Genomic DNA, 20,341 nt, shown 5'->3' with positions numbered 1-20,341 from the left:
CAATTAAATTATAATAGAGAATTGTTCGTAAATTCAATCTAAAGTTATATTATTAAGTCTTTAATCCTTTAGGACAAAATTAAATAATGTCTAAAATAGAAAAACTACATTCAATAAATTCATAAAAATGAATATTAAATGTAGCTTTTTATAACCTATAATATATTTTATAAATCTTTTAAACTGCGAATTCCATTTTTTACATAGTCAACTGGTCTACTCCAATCAACATGTACATCAGTTGCTTCCCATAAACGAGTAAGTGCTAATTGAAGTGTTTCCACATCATCTAATGGATTAATAGTTATTGTAGTAAAATCATGTAATGTTTCATGTGGTACTTGTAAAGTTAATGGTGTATTTAAAAACTCTTCTACTTTTTGTTTAGCTACTTCATTTGCCAAAACAATATTTGCAGATTTAGTATCAGCTGTATACTCAATATATCCTAAATCACTATGACAAGAAATAGCTACACTATAATTGTTTTCCATAAAAAATCCCTTCTTTTATCAATAACGTTATACTTATTTTAACTGAGCCTAATAATCTGCGCAAGTAAAAATGCAATTTGCAATTCTGACTTGTTCACTCTTGCACAGATTTCATCTTTATGCTATTATATTATCAGTTAATAACGGAGTATGCCTGCAATGTGCGTAGGTCTTTTTATATTGTCTAACCTTACTCTTTCTAAACGGGAATCTGGCTGTGATATTTGTGCTGCTGAATCGTCTCGAACGAATAGCAAAGCTCTTATCCAAGATACCCACCTGCACCAAGCAGGTCTAGGCGAATAAAAGATAACGGCATTATGGGCATATAAAAAAGCATTGTTTTACAAAAAGTGAAACAATGCTTTTTTGTTTGTCAAAAATCCATTTAATATTACAAAATTCTAGCCTTTAGTAAAAACTATGTAAAATATAAAATCTTCTCTTGTAGTAGCTATCAAAAAATTTTATACTGATTACATATTAATATAATATCCATTATTTTTTATAAAATATAATTTACATTTAATCTATATCTATGAGGTGTTCTTATGCAAAAAATTTACTGTGTTGAAGATGACGAAAGCGTTCGCGAACTTGTCATCTATGCATTACAATCTTCTGGATTTGAAGCTCAAGGCTTTGTCAATGCTGAAGAATTTTTTCCTGTACTAAAAAATAATGTGCCTGATTTAATTCTTTTAGACATTATGCTTCCTGGCATTGATGGCATTGAAATTCTCAAAGAAGTTCGTAAAAATCCTAAAACACAACATACTCCTATCATCATGCTCACAGCTCGTGGTAGTGAATATGATAAAATAACTGGTCTTGATAATGGCGCTGATGATTATGTAACTAAACCATTCGGTGTAATGGAATTAATCGCACGCATAAAAGCAGTTTTACGTCGCAGTGCAAAAATCAATGTAGCACAAGATAAAGCTACTAATGATTTATCTGCTGGTAACGGTCTTCTTGTATTAAATCATGATTTCCATAAAGTCTATGTAAATAATGAAGAAGTTATTTTGACATTAAAAGAATTTGAACTTTTATATTATCTATTAAAAAATAAAAATATCGTTATTTCCCGCGATAAAATTATGGATGAAGTATGGGATTATAATTATGCAGCTGAAACTCGTACTGTCGATGTGCATATAAAAACACTTCGCCATAAATTAGGAGTAGCCAGCAAATTAATCGAAACTATCCGTGGAGTCGGTTATAAAATTATTGATTAATATGAGTATGAAGCAAAAAATCTTCAATTACATGTGCTTTTTAGTATCCATGGCTGTTATTTGTACTTTTATTTTGACTTTGACCTTATGTTATCCATTATTTTTTGAACATACAAAACAAGAAGTTAAAGATGAGGCTACTTATTTAACTTATGTTTTTAATCATCATTTAACAGACCCTAAAGAATTACTAAAAGATGCACAGACACAAACACGCATTACCTGGATTGACTCTGAAGGCAATGTTATCTTTGATAATAGTGCTGAACCAGATAAAATGGAAAATCATCTTTTGCGTCAAGAAGTACAAATTGCCCAAAAAGTAGGAGCAGGTGAATCTTATCGCATCTCAACTACGCTTGGGACTAATACGTATTATTACGCTGTGAGATTAGATGATAATTCTGTTTTACGTCTTTCTCGCAATAATGTCAGTGCATATGATATGGTTCAAGAAGCCTTGCCAATATTGTTAGCTATGATGTTATTAATCTATTTAACTTCTCTATTGGCTGCTCGCCGTATGGCTAGAAATATCATTGCACCTATAAATTCTATCAATCTTGAGCATCCTATTATGAATGACTTGTATGAAGAATTAAATCCTATGTTAATTCGTTTAGAAAATCAAAATGAGCAAATTCATCAACAAATGAAGACTTTAAAAAATCAACAGCGTGAATTTACCATGATTATCAATAATATTGAAGAAGGTTTAATCTTAATCAATCATTCTTATAAAATATTAGCTATAAATCATAGCGTATTAAATATCTTAAACGCCGAAAAAATAGACTATATTGATAAAAATCTCTTTACGCTTATCAATAATGAAACATTATATCAAGCTGCTCAAAATGTAATGCGTGGAGAACGACAAGAGTTTTATTTACCTCTTGATAAAAAAACTTATCAAATCATTGCCAGCCCTGTAACTAAGCATAATACGGTAAAAGGTGCTTTAATTCTCTTTGTAGATATCACAGAAAAACGCATGGCAGAAAAAATGCGTCAAGAATTCTCCGCTAATGTATCTCATGAATTAAAAACACCACTCACTTCTATCTCTGGATTTGCTGAACTCTTACAAAATAATATGGTTCGACCAAATGACATTCCTTTATTTGCTGGCAAAATCTATAAAGAAGCTCAACGTCTAATCAGTTTAATTCAAGATATAATCAAACTTTCTCAACTTGATGAAAAAAATAGTACCTTTATGAAAGAACCGCTAAATCTTTCTGCTATCTGTAAACAAATTATTTTACGTCTAAATGATAAAGCATTGACAAAACAGGTAAAACTCATTTTTAAAGAAGTTCCTACTAGCGAAATTATCGGTGTTCGTCAATTAATCGAAGAATTAATTTATAACCTCATCGAAAATGCTATAAAATACAATAAAGCCAATGGTTCTGTCTTTATTTCTTTATTAAATGAAGACAAAAATCATCTTATCTTAGAAGTAAAAGATACTGGAATAGGTATAGCGTCAGACGATTTACCACATGTATTTGAAAGATTTTATCGTGCTGATAAATCCCGTTCTCAAATCAATGTAGAAGGTACAGGTTTAGGTCTCGCTATCGTTAAACATATTGCTGAATTCCATCATGCTAATTTAACAATTCAAAGTAAACCTAATGAAGGAACTTGTATCAGAATTCACTTTTCTTTAAAATCAGATTAAAAAATTTTTTAAACCCCTATTTTAGGGGTTTTCTTATTGTTTAAGCTAAAATTTTTGGTATAATAAGTAGAGTAACAAATTTTATAATATATATAATGAGGGTGCATGCTTATGCGATTAATAAAAAATATTATTTGTCTTACTGTATTAATGGTTTTCACATTATTCCATACTCAAATTAGTTTTGCGGCTGATTCTGAATGGTATTGGATTAGCTCAGATGATAAATATAGTAAATATTTTTCTATGACAAGAATTACTACTGTTTCTAGTCAAAATAACATTCCTACTTGTATTGAAGACTGGATAAAAACAGGTTACGCTCCAGGTGGAGCAGCTGAAACTATAGCTAATATGAAACTTCCTATCAATGACCCTAATCAATTAGTCTATAGCTTAGCTCGTGTTCAAATCAATCCTCAAGAAAGAACCTTACGCTATATGGAAGAAATCTTCTATGATAAAGATGGCAAGGCTCTTTATACACTCAAATATGATAATCCTGTAAATAAAGATATCAACTCTCAATCTTTTGATGAAAAATTCTATGCTATGATTGTAGACCGTGTATTCAATAAAGGTGAAGGCGGTCGTCTTATTTCTAATGCTCGTTGGCTTGGCTTATGGAGCAATGAATCTGGAGAAAGCAGTGCTGATACAGCAACACTTCGTCAGATAGATAACAATATTATTGTTTGGATTTGGCAAGAAAACAAAGACTCTGCTGGTAATGTTTCCTCTATCCAATTCATGAAAAAAGAATATAACATACAAAATCTAACAGCTAGAACATTAAAATATAATTTCTGGTCTCCTGATACAAATTGGATTGATAAAACACCTAATCTCGACAAAAATATGCATTCTATCATTCCTGAAAACACAGAAGATGTAGAATTCAAGAAAATAAGATATTATGCTAATAAATATCCTGAATGGGCAACACGTTATCAAATCAATAAAACAGCAACAACAGCTACTGTTCCAACAAACACAACAGCAACTACTACAACTCCAACACCTACTACACCTGTAAACTCTACTACAACATCACCAGCTGCTAGTGGTGTTACAAATCCTATTGGCTCTGTAGGTCCTATTGGAGCTCCTATAAATTAAAATTTGCGACTTAGTTTTAGTTATGCTAAAATTTAGCTTATTAAATTCATCTAACTAAATTAGATTGAAATTGCGGCTGTAGCTCAGACGGATAGAGCATTCGCCTCCTAAGCGAAGGGTCGCGTGTTCGACTCACGCCAGTCGCACCATTAATTTAATAATTAAACAATAAAAGGATATCAAATGATATCCTTTTTTTATTTTCATTTTTAAAATCTTGTTTTTTCTTGAAGAATAAACTATAATATAAGAAAATTGAAAAAATCCACTAGGGGTGCTTATAAAAGCTGAGAGGAAATATTCCGACCCTTAGAACCTGATTTGGTTAAGACCAACGTAGGGAAGTGGCAAATAAATGATTATCAAGGCAGATTTGCAACTTTCTTTTCATATCTGCTTATTTTTTTGCCATTTATCACTTATATTATGGAGGCAAAATTATGACAATGACACAAATGCAATCAGCTAGAGCTGGTAAAATCACTGATGAAATGAAAATCGTAGCTCAAGAAGAAAAAATGGATATTGAAACACTTCGTGAACGCGTTGCCAATGGTACTATCGCTATTTGTGCTAATATCAATCATCAAAATTTACACCCTTATGGTGTAGGCGAAGGACTTTGTACTAAAGTAAATGCTAATATCGGCACATCTAGTGCTTTTCCTGACCCAGCTCCTGAAATCGAAAAATTAAATGTCGCTATCGCATCTGGTGCCCATTCTGTAATGGATTTAAGCACAGGAAATAATATTGATGCTTCTCGTCAAGCTATTTTAAAACATTCCACTGTAATGGTAGGAACTGTGCCAATTTATCAGGCAACAGTTGATGCCATCAAAGCTCATGGTGCTGTCGTGAAAATGACTGAAGAAGATTTACTTCATGCCATTGAAAAACAAGCCAAAGATGGTGCTGATTTCATGACTATTCACTGCGGTGTAACTATGGATGTAATCAATCGCATGAAAGCAGAAGGTCGTTATATGGACGTAGTTAGTCGTGGTGGTTCATTCATCACAGGCTGGATGCTCTATAATGAAAAAAATAATCCACTCTATGAACGCTATGATGATATCTTAGATATCTGTGCAAAATATGATGTTACTATGAGTCTTGGCGATGGTCTTCGTCCTGGCTGTCTTGCTGATGCTACTGACCATGCTCAAATTCAAGAACTTTTAAATTTAGGTGGACTTGTAAAACGCGCTTGGGATAGAGGTGTACAAGTCATGGTTGAAGGTCCAGGTCATGTACCATTTGACCAAATAGCTACAAATATGAAATTGCAAAAAAGCATTTGTCATAATGCTCCATTTTACGTTCTTGGCCCACTTGTTACTGATATTGCTCCTGGATATGACCATATCACTGCTGCAATCGGTGGAACTATGGCAGCTTCTTGCGGTGCAGATTTTCTTTGCTATGTAACTCCTGCTGAACATCTTGCTTTACCAAATGTTCAAGATGTAAAAGATGGTGTTATTGTAACTAGAATTGCCGCTCATGCTGCTGATATCGTAAAAAATGTACCTGGTGCAAAAGATTGGGATTTAAATATGGCTAAAGCTCGTAAAAAACTTGATTGGGAAGAACAAATGAATTTAGCTATCGACCCACAAACAGCTCGTCAAAGACGCGCTTCACGCAATCCAGAAGGCACAACTGCTTGCTCTATGTGTGGCGATTATTGTGCTGTTGAAATCGTCAATAAATACCTCGGTGCTACAATCGAACATTGTTAATTTAAAAATGCAGGATAATCCCTGCATTTTTTCATTCATTATGATAAAATTTTTATAGATATTCTTATATCTCATAAAATTATTGATGAAAGAAGGTATTGTTATGAGTAATCATATTGAAGCCAAAATCGGAGAAGTTGCTGATGTCGTTTTACTTCCTGGCGACCCATTACGTGCAAAATACATCGCTGAAAAATTTCTAGAAAATCCTGTCTGCTACAATCATATTCGCAATATGTTTGGCTATACTGGAACTTATAAAGGCCATAAAGTTTCTATCCAAGGAACTGGTATGGGTATTCCTTCTATTTCTATCTATGCACATGAATTAATCTGCGATTACCATGCTAAAAAATTAATTCGCGTTGGTACTTGTGGTGGTTTAAAAGATGATGTTCATGTTCGCGATGTCGTTATCGCTCAAGGAACAACTACTGATAGCGGCATTATTGTTCGCACTTTTGGTGATGGACTTCATTATGCTCCACTTGCTGATTTTGAATTATTAGGCAAAGCATATCACCACGCTAAAAAATTAAACATTCCTGTAAAAATTGGTAATGTATATTGCCAAGACCGTTTCTATGATGAAGAAGTTGATTTGCAAAAATTAATCCAATATGGCTGTCTTGCTGTAGAAATGGAAACTTCTGCTCTTTATATGCTTGCTGCTCGTTATAATGTACAAGCACTTGGCGTATTTACTGTAAGTAATCACTTATTTACAGGTGAAGAAACTACAGCTAAAGAACGTGAACAATCCTTTGATAATATGATTAAAATAGCGCTTGAAACTGCTATCGACGAAAGAGATATTTAATAATGCAAATACAAAAAGAGGACAATATTGATGTGCACCCAAAATATTGGACATATTAATTAGGCTACTAATTGAAACTTAATTCTGTATTCTACAGGACTAAGTCCTTTTAGTTTTATCTTTATCCGTTTTGTATTATAATATTTTATATAAGATTTTAACTCTTTTATAAAATCTTCAACGGATTTGAATTTTTTTAAATAGAATAATTCGCTTTTTAGTAAACCAAAGAAATTTTCTATTACGGCATTATCTAAGCAATTGCCTTTTCGGCTCATGCTTTGGATAATGCCTTTTTCTTTTAATAATTTTTGATATTTTTTATTCTGATACTGCCATCCTTGGTCTGAGTGTAGAATTATCCCTTTTGTTTCTTTTATCTTTCTTGTTGCATCTTCTACCATATCTAATACTTGCTTTAGTATTGGTCTTTTCGATATTTTATAACTTATTATTTCTCCGTTATATAAATCTATTATTGGTGATAAGTATATTTTTTCATTACATAATGCAAATTCTGTTACATCTGTTGCCCATTTTTCGTTTGGTTTTTCTGCTTTGAAATTTCTATTTAATATATTTTTAGCTATTTTTCCTTCTTGCCCTCTATACGATTTATATTTCTTTGCTCTTACTTTGCATGTTAAATTTTCTTCTTTCATCAATCTCATAACTACTTTATGATTGATTTTTATTCCCTGTTTATGCAGCTGCATAGTTACTCTTCTATATCCATATCTTCCATGATTTTTATTACAAATATTATGAATTAATGTTTTTAATCCTTTATATTTATCTTCTCTAGATAATTTTTTTAATGCATCATAATATGTGCTTTTAGCTAATTTTGTATAGTTTAATAGGGCTTTTAGAGTATATTTTTTCCTTAATTTAGCAATTACTAGAACTAGTGTCTTCCTTCCTTTTCCCATTGCTTCATTAAGGCATGCCACTTTTTTAATAGGTCATTTTCCATTCTTAATTGATAAACTTCTTGTTCCAATTTTTCAACATAAGAAAGTTCTTTTTTAGGTTTGTTAACTTTGTATTTAGATTTAGATTTTTTCATAGATGGTCTACCTCGTTTCTTAGCAAGTAAGCCAGAAAAGCCATAAGAATGATACAACTTTTCCCATGTAGAAATTGTACCAGTATTAGGAATGGAAAATTTGGCTGCTGTTTGATTTAATGATAAATGATGTAGCCATTTATATTCAATAACTTTTTGCTTAAAGATAGGAGTATATTTAAGATTTTTATGAAGAAGTTGTGAGATGCCACCATTTTCATAATGAAATATCCATTTGCAAAGAGAAGCTGTGTTTGGCATGTTTAGAATTTTAGCTACATGAGAAATAGAATCTCCTTTTAAAACCATTTTAATTGCTTTAACTTTAAATTCATTTGAGTATTTAGTCATAAAAAAACTGCACCTCCAAAAGTTGTTTTTTGTCCAACTTTTGGGGTGCAGTTCAAAAATACCTATCACTCTTTTTATTAATTATTTAATTCAGCTTTACTATTATCTTTAGCACCAGCAAGTTCTCTACCACAATGAACAGCTACAGAAATTGCAAGTATCATCAAAGCAAGCGCGATAATTAACTGTAATCCATCTACAGCAAAAACAAATTGTCCCATAGATAATTTTACAACAATTGCATACACAGCCTCTACTAAAGCTGTCAAAGTAACGCAGAACATAACTACCATTGGAATATAAAGCATAAAACCTTTTCTTCCAGTTGTTTTTAAGAATACAGCCAAAGAAATAAGTACTAATGCAGATAATAACTGATTAGCAGCTCCAAACAATGGCCAGATATTCATATAACCACCAAGGCATAATAAATAACCAATAAATAAAGTTATAAGTGTAGCAAAATATTTATTTGTACATAACTTTTGTACAAAACTCATTTCTTGACCTTCATCTACACTGAATAATTCTTGGAAAGACATACGGCCAATACGAGCTACTGCATCTAATGAAGTAAGAGCTAAAGCTGATACACACATAGTCAAAATACAATTTGCTATATCATGTGGCATACCAAACATAGCGAAAAATCCAGCTACAGCTGTGGAGAAAATCTGGAAAGGTGTACCTTCTGGCAACTGACCATTAGTAGCAGCAGAACAAACAATTACTAAAGAAACAACACCTAAAACAGACTCTACAAGCATAGAACCATAACCAACAAATAAAGTATCTTTTTCATTAGAGATAGTTTTAGAAGAAGTACCTGAAGATACTAAGCTATGGAAACCAGAAACGGCACCACAAGCAATAGTTATAAATAAAATTGGGAATAAATCTTTTCCATTTACATTAAAACCTACAAAAGCTGGCATATTAATTGTTGGATTTACCGCTAATACACCGATAACGCCACCAGCAATCATTGCTAAAAGTAAAAATGTACTCAAATAATCGCGAGGCTGTTTTAAAATCCACATAGGCATTACAGAAGCTGCAAATATATAAGCAAATACTACATAGAGCCAAATCATTCTATCTAAATAAATTGGAAAAGCAATACCCACAGCAAGCATAGCAATTAATAAAATAATACCTAAAACAAGACGAACTTTTTCATTCGGTTTAAATTTCTTAATGAATAAACCACATAAAATAGCTACAAAAATAAATAACATGGATATTGAAGCTGCTGCTGCGTTTGGTGTTATTAATGCACCATCTTTACTAAATCCATTAAAAGTATTCGCTACTATATCAGCAAAAGCAGCTATTACTAATAAAGTGAATAACCAACAGAATAACAAAAATAAACGTCTGCCTGTTTTACCAATATAATGCTCAATTAACATCCCCATGGATTTACCTTCATTTTTCACAGAAGCATATAATGCTGTAAAATCCTGTACTGCTCCAAAGAAAATGCCACCTACGATAATCCATAAAAAAGCAGGAAGCCAGCCATACATAGCTGCAATAATTGGGCCAGTTACAGGGCCTGCACCTGTTATTGAAGAAAATTGATGAGAAAATACCGTAAATTTAGATGCTGGTGTAAAATCTTGACCGTCATTATATTTAAAAGCAGGTGTTTTTGCATTTTCATCAACACCCCAAGTATGTAATAACCAACGACCATAAATTCTATAGGCTAGAAAAAAAATTATAATAGCACAACCAACTAACATTATTCCATTCATCTAATCACCCTTTCTGGACAAATAAAATTTTTATCTCTCGATAATATATATATATGTCTATATTTTATATCGAAAAATAAATGATTTTAACTTATAAAATTTATTATTGACTTATAAATATATCACCATCTATTTATTATGTCAAATTTTATTGTAAATATGTAAATCTAAAAATTAATTCAACTATAAAAAATAATTATGATATGTGTTATTTTGTAAATTGACAAATTATACTTCCCATGCTACTATTAAGATATTCAGTCTTGTTTTGGAACACAATTAAAGTCACGTCTTAGTCCTCCTCTTAATAAGTGTGGAAGATTCTTATGTGTTTTTTAGTTTGACCTCTGCACTGATTATATTTTATATCCTAAGGAGGATTTTATAATGGGAACAGGTACAGTTAAATGGTTTAATTCTGGTAAAGGCTATGGCTTCATTACTAATGATGACGGATCTGGAGATTTATTCGTTCATTTCTCCGCTATCAATTCTGAAGGCTTCAAAACTTTAGAAGAAGGTCAAAAAGTTACTTTTGATACAGAAGCTGACAGCCGTGATGCTAGCAAACTTCGTGCAGTAAACGTTACTGTTGTAAAATAATAATAGAAAAAAGAGCAATCATATGATTGCTCTTTTTTATTTCCCAAATTAAATTCTAATTTTAAATAAAGCTATCTTAAATTTATTCTTTAAATCCATATGAATTCCTGTCTTATGCGCTTCATTTGGATTACAAACTAAAATATCACCAAAATTGCTCAAAAAATTAATATTTGTGTATGGCATTTCTTCTAACATCAACATATCGTCTATCTTATCACGATGATAAATTACACCTTCATAGATATTAACATCTATGCGTTCTTGTCCCTTTAATAAAATATATACATCTATATGTTTTTCATGTGCTTGCCAATATCTTTCCTGAGCAATTTGTGTTTCATATTCATCAATGCGAAAACAAATATCCTCTCTGTCTGTTTGATATGTTCCTGCATTATAATTTATTAAATCATGTTCATTAAAATAATCTACACAAAATTTAATTCGTTCATCTATAGTGGTTAAATCTATATTTTTTATATTGCTAAAAATCATATTATCACCTTTAAAATAAAAACGGTTGTAGCTAAATTAAGTTACAACCGTTTTTACATAAAACTAATTAAATATTAACCAATATCTGTTTTAGTTGCTTTAAGTCTTGCTTTAGCACGTTCGAGTGCAGCTCTAGCGCGAAGTGTATCAACATCACTCTTAACTTCTGGATTTTCTTTAAAGCTTTCCAAACGTTTTTGTGCACGTTCATAAGCTTTTTTTGCTCTATTGATATCAATTTCAATAGGAAGTTCTGCTGCACTTGCAAGTACAATAATTTTATCAGGTTGAACCTGAATAAAACCACCGCTAACTGCAATAAGATTTTCAGTGCCGTCAATCATAGCTCTCATTGCATGAGGAACAAGTCCTGCAAGAAGCGGAGCATGTTTTGGCATAATACCTAAATCCCCAGCAATAGAACGCACGATTAACATATCAATATCAGCACTATAAACAACTTTATTTGGAGAAATAATTTCTAGCTTTATTTTAGCCATAAATTATCCCTCCTTCTTCATTTTATTTGCTGCCTCAACAACTTCGTCAATGCTACCAACCATATAGAAAGCACTTTCAGGTAAGTCATCATATTTACCTGCTAAAATTTCTTTAAAGCCACGAATAGTTTCTTTCAATGGTACATATTTACCTGGTGTACCTGTAAACTGTTCAGCAACGAAGAATGGCTGAGATAAGAATCTTTGAATTTTACGTGCTCTAGCTACAGTAAGTTTATCTTCATCAGATAATTCTTCCATACCTAAGATAGCGATAATATCTTGAAGTTCATTATATTTCTGTAAAATAGCCTGTACACCACGAGCTACTTCATAATGATCTTCACCGATTACATGTGGGTCAAGAATACGAGAAGTAGAATCAAGTGGGTCTACTGCTGGATAAATACCAAGCTCTGCAATCTGACGAGACAATACTGTTGTTGCATCCAAGTGAGCAAATGTTGCTGCTGGAGCAGGGTCAGTTAAGTCATCGGCAGGAACATATACAGCCTGAACAGATGTGATAGAACCTTTTTTAGTAGAAGTAATACGTTCCTGAAGAGCACCTACGTCTGTACCAAGTGTTGGCTGATAACCAACGGCAGATGGCATACGACCTAAAAGTGCGGATACTTCAGAACCAGCCTGAATGAAACGGAAAATATTATCAATGAATAATAATACGTCCTGATTTTGAACATCACGGAAATATTCAGCCATTGTAAGACCAGTTAAAGCAACACGCATACGTGCTCCAGGTGGTTCGTTCATCTGACCATAAACTAAAGCAGTTTTATCGATAACGCCAGATTCTTTCATTTCAGACCAAAGGTCATTACCTTCACGAGTACGTTCACCAACACCAGAGAATACAGAATATCCACCATGTTGAGTTGCGATATTATGGATAAGTTCCATGATAAGAACTGTTTTACCTACACCAGCACCGCCGAACAAACCGATTTTACCACCACGGGAATATGGTGCGATAAGGTCAACGACTTTAATACCAGTTTCTAAAATCTGTGTAGATGTTTCTTGTTCATCAAATTTTGGAGCTGGACGATGAATAGGCCAAAATTCTTTGTTGCCTACAGGAGTATCATCATGGTCAACTGTTTTTCCAAGTACGTTAAATACACGACCAAGAGTTGCTTCCCCTACTGGAACTCTGATTGGAGCACCAGTATCTTCAGCTTCCATGCCACGAGTCAAACCGTCAGTAGAACTCATAGCGATACAACGAGTAACATTGTCACCCAAATGTTGCATAACTTCAACAACTAAATCGATATCAATGTCACCAGATTTACCTTTAATAGTTACAGCATTTAAAATTTCTGGCAAAGATTCTGCCGGAAACTCTATATCAACAACAGGTCCAATAACCTGTACAATTTTACCTTTTGCCACTTAGGTGAAACCTCCTTACTTCAGAGCTTCTGCACCGCCCACGATTTCTGTAATTTCGCGAGTAATACCAGCCTGACGTACTTTATTATAATGCAAATCAAGTTTAGAGATGAGTTCTTCAGCATTATCTGTTGCATTGCTCATCGCATTCATACGTGAACTTAGTTCACTTGCTGCTGATTGTAATAATGATGCATATATTGTTGTAATAATATATTGCGGTAATAAATATCCAAGCACTGATTGTGCTGATGGTTCATAAATATATTCAGCAGTAGGTTTATGATCGGAGGACTCTGGTGCTGTAAATGGTAATAATTTAATTGTCTGAGGTATAGCAGAAATAGCTGACACAAATTTTGTATATACAAGATATACTTCTTTATAGTCACCTTTACTAAAATGCTCCATAATTTCAACAGCAATTTGACGAGCATTTTGATACTCTGGACGTTCTGTAAATCCCATATAAGAATTTAATACATCATATTTACGTGGAACGAAATATTCTTTACCACGACGACCTACAGTGATAATAGATGTATTTTTTGCATCTTTGATATGAGAAACTGTTTCTTTAAATACATTACTAGCATAAGCACCTGCAAGACCCTTATCGGAAGCTAAAACAACATATAAAGTTTTACCTTCTTCACGTACTTCTAGCAGAGGATGTGAAAAACTTCCTGCATTAGAGGCTACATCGGCAATAACCTCATACATTTTTTCAGCATAAGGTTGGTTGGATACAGCCGCTTCTTGGGCACGACGTAAACGAGCAGCAGCAACCATTTTCATTGCTTTAGTGATTTGCTGTGTACTTTTTACGCTTTTTATTCTGCGGCGTATGTCCTGTAAACTAGCCAATTAAATCACCTCACTGCTTATTTATTATATGAATATGTGGATTTAAATTCTTCAATAGCACTATTGATAGAAGCTTCTAAAGCATCATCTAATTTTTGTTTTTCAACGATTGTTTGTCCAATTTCTGGGTGATTTGAATTCATAAATTTCAAGAAATCACGTTGGAAGTTAACAACCTGATTAACAGGAATATCGCTTAAGAAACCACGTACAGCTGTATAAATAACAAGGATTTGTTCATCTACTTTTAAAGGTGAATACTGTGCTTGTTTTAATGTTTCAACCATACGTACACCACGGTCTAATTGTTCTTTTGTAGATTTATCAAGGTCAGAACCAAATTGAGCGAATGCTGCAAGTTCACGATACTGAGCAAGGTCAAGACGCATACGACCAGCAATCTGTTTCATAGCTTTTATCTGAGCACTACCACCTACACGAGATACGGAAAGACCTACGTCAATAGCTGGACGAATACCAGAATAGAAAGCTTCTGTCTGAAGCATAATCTGACCATCTGTAATAGAAATAACGTTTGTTGGAATATAACCAGATACGTCACCTGCTAAAGTTTCGATGATAGGTAAAGCTGTAATAGAACCTCCACCGAGTTCATCACTTAATTTAGCAGCACGTTCTAAAAGACGAGAATGTAAGTAGAATACGTCCCCTGGATATGCTTCACGTCCTGGTGGTCTGCGAAGTAACAAGCTCATTGCACGATAAGCAGTAGCATGTTTAGAAAGGTCATCATATACACAAAGTACATGTTTGCCTTGATACATGAAATGTTCACCCATAGTAACACCAGAATATGGAGCCATATATTGAAGTGGTGCACTATCAGAAGCAGTAGCTGCTACTACAATTGTATAATCCATAGCACCATGATCTTCAAAAGTTTTTACAACACGAGCGATTGTAGAAGCTTTCTGACCAATAGCTACATAAATACAAATACAGTTTTGACCTTTCTGATTGAGGATTGTATCTACAGCAATAGCTGTTTTACCTGTACCACGGTCACCGATGATAAGTTCACGCTGACCACGACCAATTGGAACTAAGGCATCAATTGCTTTAATACCAGTTTGTAATGGTTCTTTTACTGATTTTCTATCAGCAATACCAGGAGCTGGATATTCAATTGGACGGCTCTGTGTTGTATGAATAGGGCCTTTGCCATCAATTGGACGACCAAGTGCGTCAACAACACGACCAATCATACTTTCCCCAACAGGTACTTGCATGATTTTACCAGTACGTTTTACGATATCTCCTTCTTTAATTTTTGTGTCGCCACCTAATAAAACGGCACCGACATTGTCCTGTTCAAGGTTTAGGACCATACCATATATATCATTACCAAAGTCGAGCAGTTCCCCTGACATCGCTTTGTCTAAGCCATGAATATGTGCAATACCATCACCGATTTCAATAACAGTACCTACATCATCAACATTTAAATCAACATTATAATTTTTAATTTGATCCTTGATAATGGCTGTTATTTCTTCTGGATTCATTTTCATAACGACTCTGTCACCCCACTTAAATAACTTAATTTGCCATTAACTGCTTTCCTAAAGATTTAATTTTGCTAGTTACACTACCATCGATTAATTTGTCGCCCATTTTTACAACGACACCACCAATGATGGATTTATCAATATGTGTTTTTAGCTGAATATGCTTGCCGGTAATAGCTTCTAATTTCGCAGTTAAAGCTTTTTCTTGTGGCTTTTCCATAGCAACTGCTGTAGTAACATGTGCTACTACAATATTACGAACTTCATTAGACAGAGCTTCATATTCACCGACTATCTCTTCAATTAATGCTATGCGACGTTTGTCAATCAATAATAACATAAAATTATGCACTGATTTTTCAATATCGCTACCAAAAACTTTATTTAGCAGTTCTTTTTTTGCTGATGGCTGAATTTGAGGATTACTCATAAAAGCTTTTAATTCTGGTTGAGTTTTAAAAAGCGTACTAATTTCTGCTAATTGCTCACCATATTCTACAAGCTTATTTTCTTCCTGAGCTAATTCAAACATTGCCACAGCGTATTTTTTTGCTAACTGTAAATTCAGCATGGCAATCCACCCATTTTATCTTTATCCAACTGGTCAATGAAATCACTAACCAATTTTTCATTTGTTTTATTATCCATATTAGCAGCGATAATTTTGCCAGCTGCTTGCATGGATAAAGCTACCATTTCACCACGTAACTGCATTGCTGCACGTTCACGTTCTCTAGCAATATCTTCTTTTGCGGCTTTTCTCATCTGCTCAATTTCACGTCTTGTTTCAGCAACGCTAGCATCACGTTCTTCTTGAGCACGTTTCATTGCTTTATCTACAATTTCCTGTGCTTTTATACGGGCATCAGCTAATTGCTTATTATATTCAGCGAGCAGTTCTTTAGCCTTTTGTTCATCTGCTTCTGCGGCATCAATGCTTCTTGCGATTTTTTCTTCGCGTTCTTTAAGCATTTTCATAACAGGCTTATATGCTACAAATTTTAAAATAAGTACCAAAATAAGGAAGTTAAGGATTTGAGCCACAATCGTCATATTGATATCAATCAATTTATTGCCCCCTTATGCGTTCCTAAACATCTAAAATTTAAATGTTTACCCAAATTATTTAATAAGTGGGTTAGCATAAAGCATGATCAATGCAATAACTGTTGCAATGATTGGCATAGCTTCGATTAAACCTACAGAGATAAGAGTGTTCATGAATAAAGTGTTTTTTGCTTCTGGCTGACGAGCAATACCTTCGATAAATTTAGAAGTAACAAGACCATCACCAATACCTGCACCGATAGAAGCAAGACCCATTGTAATACCTGCACCAATTAATGCTGCCATAACCATAATTGCGTTTTCCATAAAAATAAATCCTCCTTAAAGATAAATATAAATTAAATTAATTTTTCAAGATTACCTACAACTATAGATAATCTTATATCAATATCTGCTGACTAAAATATATCAACAAATATTAATGGTGATCATCGTCTTTCATAGCATTTGCTAAGTAAGACATAGATAACATAGTAAATATAAATGCCTGAACTGCACCGATAAATAAACTAAATGCAAGCCAAACAACACTAGGTACTGGCATCCATATTGGCACTAATAAAAGCAAGATAATAATTAAAATTTCCCCTGCTAGAATATTACCAAATAGACGGAAAGCAAGTGTAATAGGCTTTGCTATTTCTTCAATCAAATTGATAATTACAAATGGCGCTACTGGCTGGAAAAAATGTTTTATATAATTAAAACCTTTATAATACAAGCCAAGTACATGTAACATTACAATCACCAATAAAGCTAGACCTAAAGTTGTATTTAAGTCATTTGTTGGTGATGCAAGCGTTGGAATAAGTCCTATCCAGTTTGAAATCAATAAGAACAGAAATAGCGTGATTAAAAATGGTGCTACTAACTGACCACGAGAACCTAGTGTAACACCAATTTGCTCATTGAGCCAAACAATAACCATTTCAATTACATTTTGCCAACCTGAAGGAACAAGCTTTAGACTTCGTGTTGCTAAAAATGCAATCAGTATTACAATGGCCATTGCTAGCCAGGTCATTTCTAAGGTCTGAATATTGAATTGCATACCTGCGAAAGTGACCACTTCACGCACACCAATTTCATGCATTTTCCCCACTGCCGCTTATACAGTCCATAAGTAACAGTGTCCTCACCTCTCTTTACTATATATTTCATATTTTACCGAAAAATACAGATTATATTTTTCAGTTTCTATGTAGATAATATTTGCACTAGGCAAATATTATTCCATATTCTTATGATAAACAAAAATAATTAAATGTATCATATACAGTATAAAAGCTAAGAAAAAGCCTCCTACTACTGCATAAAATAATTCCACTGATTGCAATATAGCCGCTCTTAGTATAATAAAAATCATCAATAACCTCGTTATCAAACTAAGCCACATCTGACCTTTAGCTTTACCTACTGTTAAATGAGCAGCCTTCCACGTTCTATATACCATTACCCAAGCACATATAACCGCTAATAAATAGCCTGTAAATACACCTGTTATCAAGTAAAGTTTATCATAATTTATAAACATACCAATAATAATAATAGTACAAATAGAAATCTGTATTAATAACTTTCTACCTTGAACAGATAAAAATTCTTTCATTAAATTTAATTTCTCCATGTTTATCCCAAAATCATGCATTTTGTATTCAATCAAGTATATCTTACCAAATCTCTAACAAAATAAAAAGCTTTTCCTGAAATATTCTCTAATTATTTTATTCATTATTACTATAAAATATTTTTATGATAATTTTCATTTATTTTGATATCCATTTTACTCTTTATTATTGATAATAGTTCTTACTGGGAATGGTATTTCTATGTTCTCTTTTCTAAATTCTTTTGTAATCGCTTTTATAAATTCATGCTTAACAATATATTGATTTGTAAATTCACTAACATGCATTATCACATTGAAATTAATGCTAGAGTCAGCAAACAAATTAAATCTAACTACAGGCTCTGCTTTAACTTCTGGGTCTAATTTAGATAAAATTTCCTTTGCTGTTCTTATGCAAACAGCTTCCACTTTATCTAAATCACTATCATAGCTTACACCAATAGCTACACTTACTGTTATATCTTGAAGTGGCATACTGTAATTTGTGATAATCGCCTTAGATATACTTTGATTAGGTACAACTACCACATTATTGCTAACGGATTGAAGTGTGGTAAAACGCCATGTAATATCAGATACTCGACCTTCTTCACCTGTACTTAATTTAATATAATCATTTAAACGAAGTTGCTTTGATAAAATTAAATGCAATCCAGCAAAAATATTAGCAAGCGTATCTTGAAGACCAAGGGCTACTGCCATACCGCCGACCCCTAAAGCTGTGAGAATTGGCGCTACTGATATTCCACAATATTGTAAAACAATGAGTGCACCCATAGAATACACTAAAATATTTATTAAATTATTTAATAATGAAGTCTTTGGCATATTTTGGTCAGAACGCATAGTATAAAAATCTATCATTCCAGATAAAGTTCTTGCAATAACTCTTGTCAAAGTAAAGATAATCACTGCAAATAATAAATATGATAATAATCTGCTGATAGTTTCTGGTATGGATAAACTATTTATCGTCCAATATAAGCCAACACCGGAACACCAAGAAATCGGTAATCCCTTTAAGGCATTGACAAAAATATATTGCCATGAATCTCTATTTACATTACTTTGTAAATAACGATTAATTAAACGACTGAGAAATGAACCTACGATTAAGGCACCTATTTGAATACAAATTGGTACAAATAAAATATCTAATAAATGTTCAAAAGATATCGTTGCCAATACTGCTGTCCTCCTTATTTGTTATATTAAGAAAAGTATACTATACTTTTCTTAAACTGTCAGGGAATTTTCCCATAAGTTTCTAAAATTTATTATAAAATCTATAATATTATAATGAAGGTGGTTTTAATATGGAAAAAATCGTAAAAACAGGAAATAGATTACGTTTTCGTCAAGCAACAGTTGAAGATATGGACTATATCATGGAAGTGGAATACATTCCTGAAAATGCCAAATATGTAATTCCTTATACTCGCGAAGTGCATATGCAAACTTTAGATACTCCTTCTGCTACTCATCTAATTATCGAAACTTTAGACACACATGAAAAAGTTGGTTTTCTCATGATAGCAGGTCTTGATAATCCATCTAAAGAAATCGAATGGACTCGCATTATTTTAAATGTAAAAGGTAAAGGCTATGGTCAAGAAACACTAGAAATGTTAAAATCTTGGGCATTTGATGATTTAAAATTCCATAGAGCATGGCTTGACTGTAAAGACCACAATACTCGTGCTTTACATGTATATGAAAAAGCTGGTCTTGTCCGTGAAGGTCTTATTCGCGAAACAATTTTAACTGATGGTGTTTATGAAAATTTAATCATTCTCGGAATTTTAGACAGAGAATATTTTGCCATGAAAAATAAATAAACCCTTGCCAAAATATTTATTTTTGTGTATTATATCCATTGTGTGTATATGGTATTATTGGTAAATGTATTGGCTAAAAGGGAGTAGCTTTTTAGAA

The 20,341-nt window shown here is 32.9% G+C and carries 21 protein-coding genes, 1 tRNA gene, 1 other RNA gene and 1 riboswitch; of the genes, 9 read left to right on the top strand and 14 right to left on the bottom strand.

What is annotated here, in order from left to right:
• Positions 1–167 precede the first annotated feature (167 nt).
• A complete protein-coding gene (locus tag GXM21_RS01025) occupies positions 168–494 on the bottom strand; it encodes a hypothetical protein (RefSeq protein ID WP_008540054.1) in 327 nt (108 codons plus the stop codon).
• Between the two features lie 148 nt (positions 495–642).
• On the opposite strand from GXM21_RS01025, the gene ssrS reads away from it, so the two are divergent.
• The 7 genes from ssrS (at position 643) to deoD (ending at position 7,115) form a co-directional block, all read left to right on the top strand.
• A non-coding RNA gene (gene ssrS / locus GXM21_RS01020) (6S RNA) lies at positions 643–825 on the top strand.
• A 220-nt stretch (positions 826–1,045) separates the two neighbouring features.
• A complete protein-coding gene (locus GXM21_RS01015; RefSeq protein WP_008540056.1) occupies positions 1,046–1,741 on the top strand; it encodes a response regulator transcription factor in 696 nt (231 codons plus the stop codon).
• A gap of 1 nt (position 1,742) precedes the next feature.
• Positions 1,743–3,431: a sensor histidine kinase gene (locus tag GXM21_RS01010; RefSeq protein WP_244263893.1), complete on the top strand. Its 1,689-nt coding sequence runs from the start codon at positions 1,743–1,745 to the stop codon at positions 3,429–3,431.
• Positions 3,432–3,542: 111 nt separating this feature from the next.
• Positions 3,543–4,550, top strand: a complete 1,008-nt coding sequence (locus tag GXM21_RS01005; RefSeq protein ID WP_008540059.1) for a hypothetical protein — start codon at positions 3,543–3,545, stop codon at positions 4,548–4,550.
• Between the two features lie 72 nt (positions 4,551–4,622).
• Positions 4,623–4,699: transfer RNA gene (locus GXM21_RS01000), tRNA-Arg, on the top strand.
• Positions 4,700–4,810: 111 nt separating this feature from the next.
• A riboswitch (TPP riboswitch) is annotated at positions 4,811–4,910 on the top strand.
• 80 nt (positions 4,911–4,990) lie between these two features.
• Positions 4,991–6,295 carry a phosphomethylpyrimidine synthase ThiC gene (gene thiC / locus GXM21_RS00995; protein ID WP_008540060.1) on the top strand — a complete coding sequence of 435 codons (1,305 nt, stop codon included), beginning with the start codon at positions 4,991–4,993 and terminating at the stop codon, positions 6,293–6,295.
• Between the two features lie 103 nt (positions 6,296–6,398).
• Positions 6,399–7,115, top strand: a complete 717-nt coding sequence (gene deoD / locus GXM21_RS00990; RefSeq protein ID WP_008540061.1) for a purine-nucleoside phosphorylase — start codon at positions 6,399–6,401, stop codon at positions 7,113–7,115.
• A gap of 59 nt (positions 7,116–7,174) precedes the next feature.
• On the opposite strand, the gene GXM21_RS00985 is transcribed toward deoD, so the two are convergent.
• Together GXM21_RS00985 and GXM21_RS00975 are read right to left on the bottom strand one after the other, a co-directional pair.
• Positions 7,175–8,535, bottom strand: a protein-coding gene (locus GXM21_RS00985; protein ID WP_421648064.1) for an IS3 family transposase whose coding sequence is annotated in 2 segments (ribosomal slippage) — positions 7,175–8,032 and positions 8,035–8,535 — 1,359 coding nt in all. Because the reading frame shifts where the segments join, the coding sequence is not laid out codon by codon here.
• A 77-nt stretch (positions 8,536–8,612) separates the two neighbouring features.
• Positions 8,613–10,295, bottom strand: coding sequence for a carbon starvation CstA family protein (locus GXM21_RS00975; RefSeq protein WP_008540064.1), 1,683 nt, complete (start codon positions 10,293–10,295; stop codon positions 8,613–8,615).
• Positions 10,296–10,682: 387 nt separating this feature from the next.
• Here GXM21_RS00975 and GXM21_RS00970 point away from each other — a divergent pair, with 387 nt between their 5' ends.
• Positions 10,683–10,898 (top strand): cold-shock protein, encoded by a 216-nt coding sequence (locus GXM21_RS00970; RefSeq protein ID WP_008540065.1) that lies wholly within the window; start codon positions 10,683–10,685, stop codon positions 10,896–10,898.
• Between the two features lie 48 nt (positions 10,899–10,946).
• Here GXM21_RS00970 and GXM21_RS00965 read toward each other — a convergent pair whose 3' ends face one another.
• The 11 genes from GXM21_RS00965 to GXM21_RS00915 all read right to left on the bottom strand — a co-directional run bounded on the left by GXM21_RS00965 (position 10,947) and on the right by GXM21_RS00915 (position 19,591).
• Positions 10,947–11,396, bottom strand: coding sequence for a NanQ anomerase/TabA/YiaL family protein (locus GXM21_RS00965; RefSeq protein ID WP_008540067.1), 450 nt, complete (start codon positions 11,394–11,396; stop codon positions 10,947–10,949).
• Positions 11,397–11,470: 74 nt separating this feature from the next.
• Positions 11,471–11,896: an ATP synthase F1 subunit epsilon gene (gene atpC, locus GXM21_RS00960; protein ID WP_008540068.1), complete on the bottom strand. Its 426-nt coding sequence runs from the start codon at positions 11,894–11,896 to the stop codon at positions 11,471–11,473.
• A 3-nt stretch (positions 11,897–11,899) separates the two neighbouring features.
• Positions 11,900–13,312, bottom strand: coding sequence for a F0F1 ATP synthase subunit beta (gene atpD, locus GXM21_RS00955; protein WP_008540069.1), 1,413 nt, complete (start codon positions 13,310–13,312; stop codon positions 11,900–11,902).
• A 15-nt stretch (positions 13,313–13,327) separates the two neighbouring features.
• Entirely contained in the window at positions 13,328–14,179 is an 852-nt protein-coding gene (atpG, locus tag GXM21_RS00950) for an ATP synthase F1 subunit gamma (protein WP_008540071.1), read from the bottom strand.
• Between the two features lie 17 nt (positions 14,180–14,196).
• Positions 14,197–15,711, bottom strand: a complete 1,515-nt coding sequence (gene atpA / locus GXM21_RS00945; protein ID WP_008540072.1) for a F0F1 ATP synthase subunit alpha — start codon at positions 15,709–15,711, stop codon at positions 14,197–14,199.
• Positions 15,712–15,739: 28 nt separating this feature from the next.
• On the bottom strand, positions 15,740–16,279 hold the full coding sequence (locus GXM21_RS00940) for a F0F1 ATP synthase subunit delta (RefSeq protein ID WP_008540073.1): 540 nt from the start codon (positions 16,277–16,279) through the stop codon (positions 15,740–15,742).
• Positions 16,273–16,776, bottom strand: coding sequence for a F0F1 ATP synthase subunit B (atpF, locus tag GXM21_RS00935; RefSeq protein ID WP_008540074.1), 504 nt, complete (start codon positions 16,774–16,776; stop codon positions 16,273–16,275). The genes GXM21_RS00940 and atpF overlap by 7 nt, the downstream gene beginning before the upstream one ends.
• Before the next feature lie 54 nt (positions 16,777–16,830).
• The gene (atpE, locus tag GXM21_RS00930) at positions 16,831–17,082 is read right to left on the bottom strand and encodes a F0F1 ATP synthase subunit C (protein ID WP_008540075.1); all 252 of its coding nucleotides are present in this window, start codon (positions 17,080–17,082) and stop codon (positions 16,831–16,833) included.
• 112 nt (positions 17,083–17,194) lie between these two features.
• Positions 17,195–17,869, bottom strand: a complete 675-nt coding sequence (atpB, locus tag GXM21_RS00925; protein WP_008540076.1) for a F0F1 ATP synthase subunit A — start codon at positions 17,867–17,869, stop codon at positions 17,195–17,197.
• A gap of 135 nt (positions 17,870–18,004) precedes the next feature.
• A complete protein-coding gene (locus GXM21_RS00920; RefSeq protein ID WP_019000085.1) occupies positions 18,005–18,385 on the bottom strand; it encodes a hypothetical protein in 381 nt (126 codons plus the stop codon).
• Positions 18,386–18,559: 174 nt separating this feature from the next.
• Positions 18,560–19,591 (bottom strand): mechanosensitive ion channel family protein, encoded by a 1,032-nt coding sequence (locus GXM21_RS00915; protein ID WP_008540080.1) that lies wholly within the window; start codon positions 19,589–19,591, stop codon positions 18,560–18,562.
• A gap of 131 nt (positions 19,592–19,722) precedes the next feature.
• Here GXM21_RS00915 and GXM21_RS00910 point away from each other — a divergent pair, with 131 nt between their 5' ends.
• Positions 19,723–20,244, top strand: coding sequence for a GNAT family N-acetyltransferase (locus tag GXM21_RS00910; RefSeq protein WP_008540082.1), 522 nt, complete (start codon positions 19,723–19,725; stop codon positions 20,242–20,244).
• Positions 20,245–20,341 lie beyond the last annotated feature (97 nt).

This window comes from Megamonas funiformis, assembly GCF_010669225.1.
Lineage (GTDB): Bacteria > Bacillota > Negativicutes > Selenomonadales > Selenomonadaceae > Megamonas > Megamonas funiformis.
Note: the sequence above shows the minus strand (reverse complement) of the source record. Positions and strands in the feature narration are given on the sequence as shown.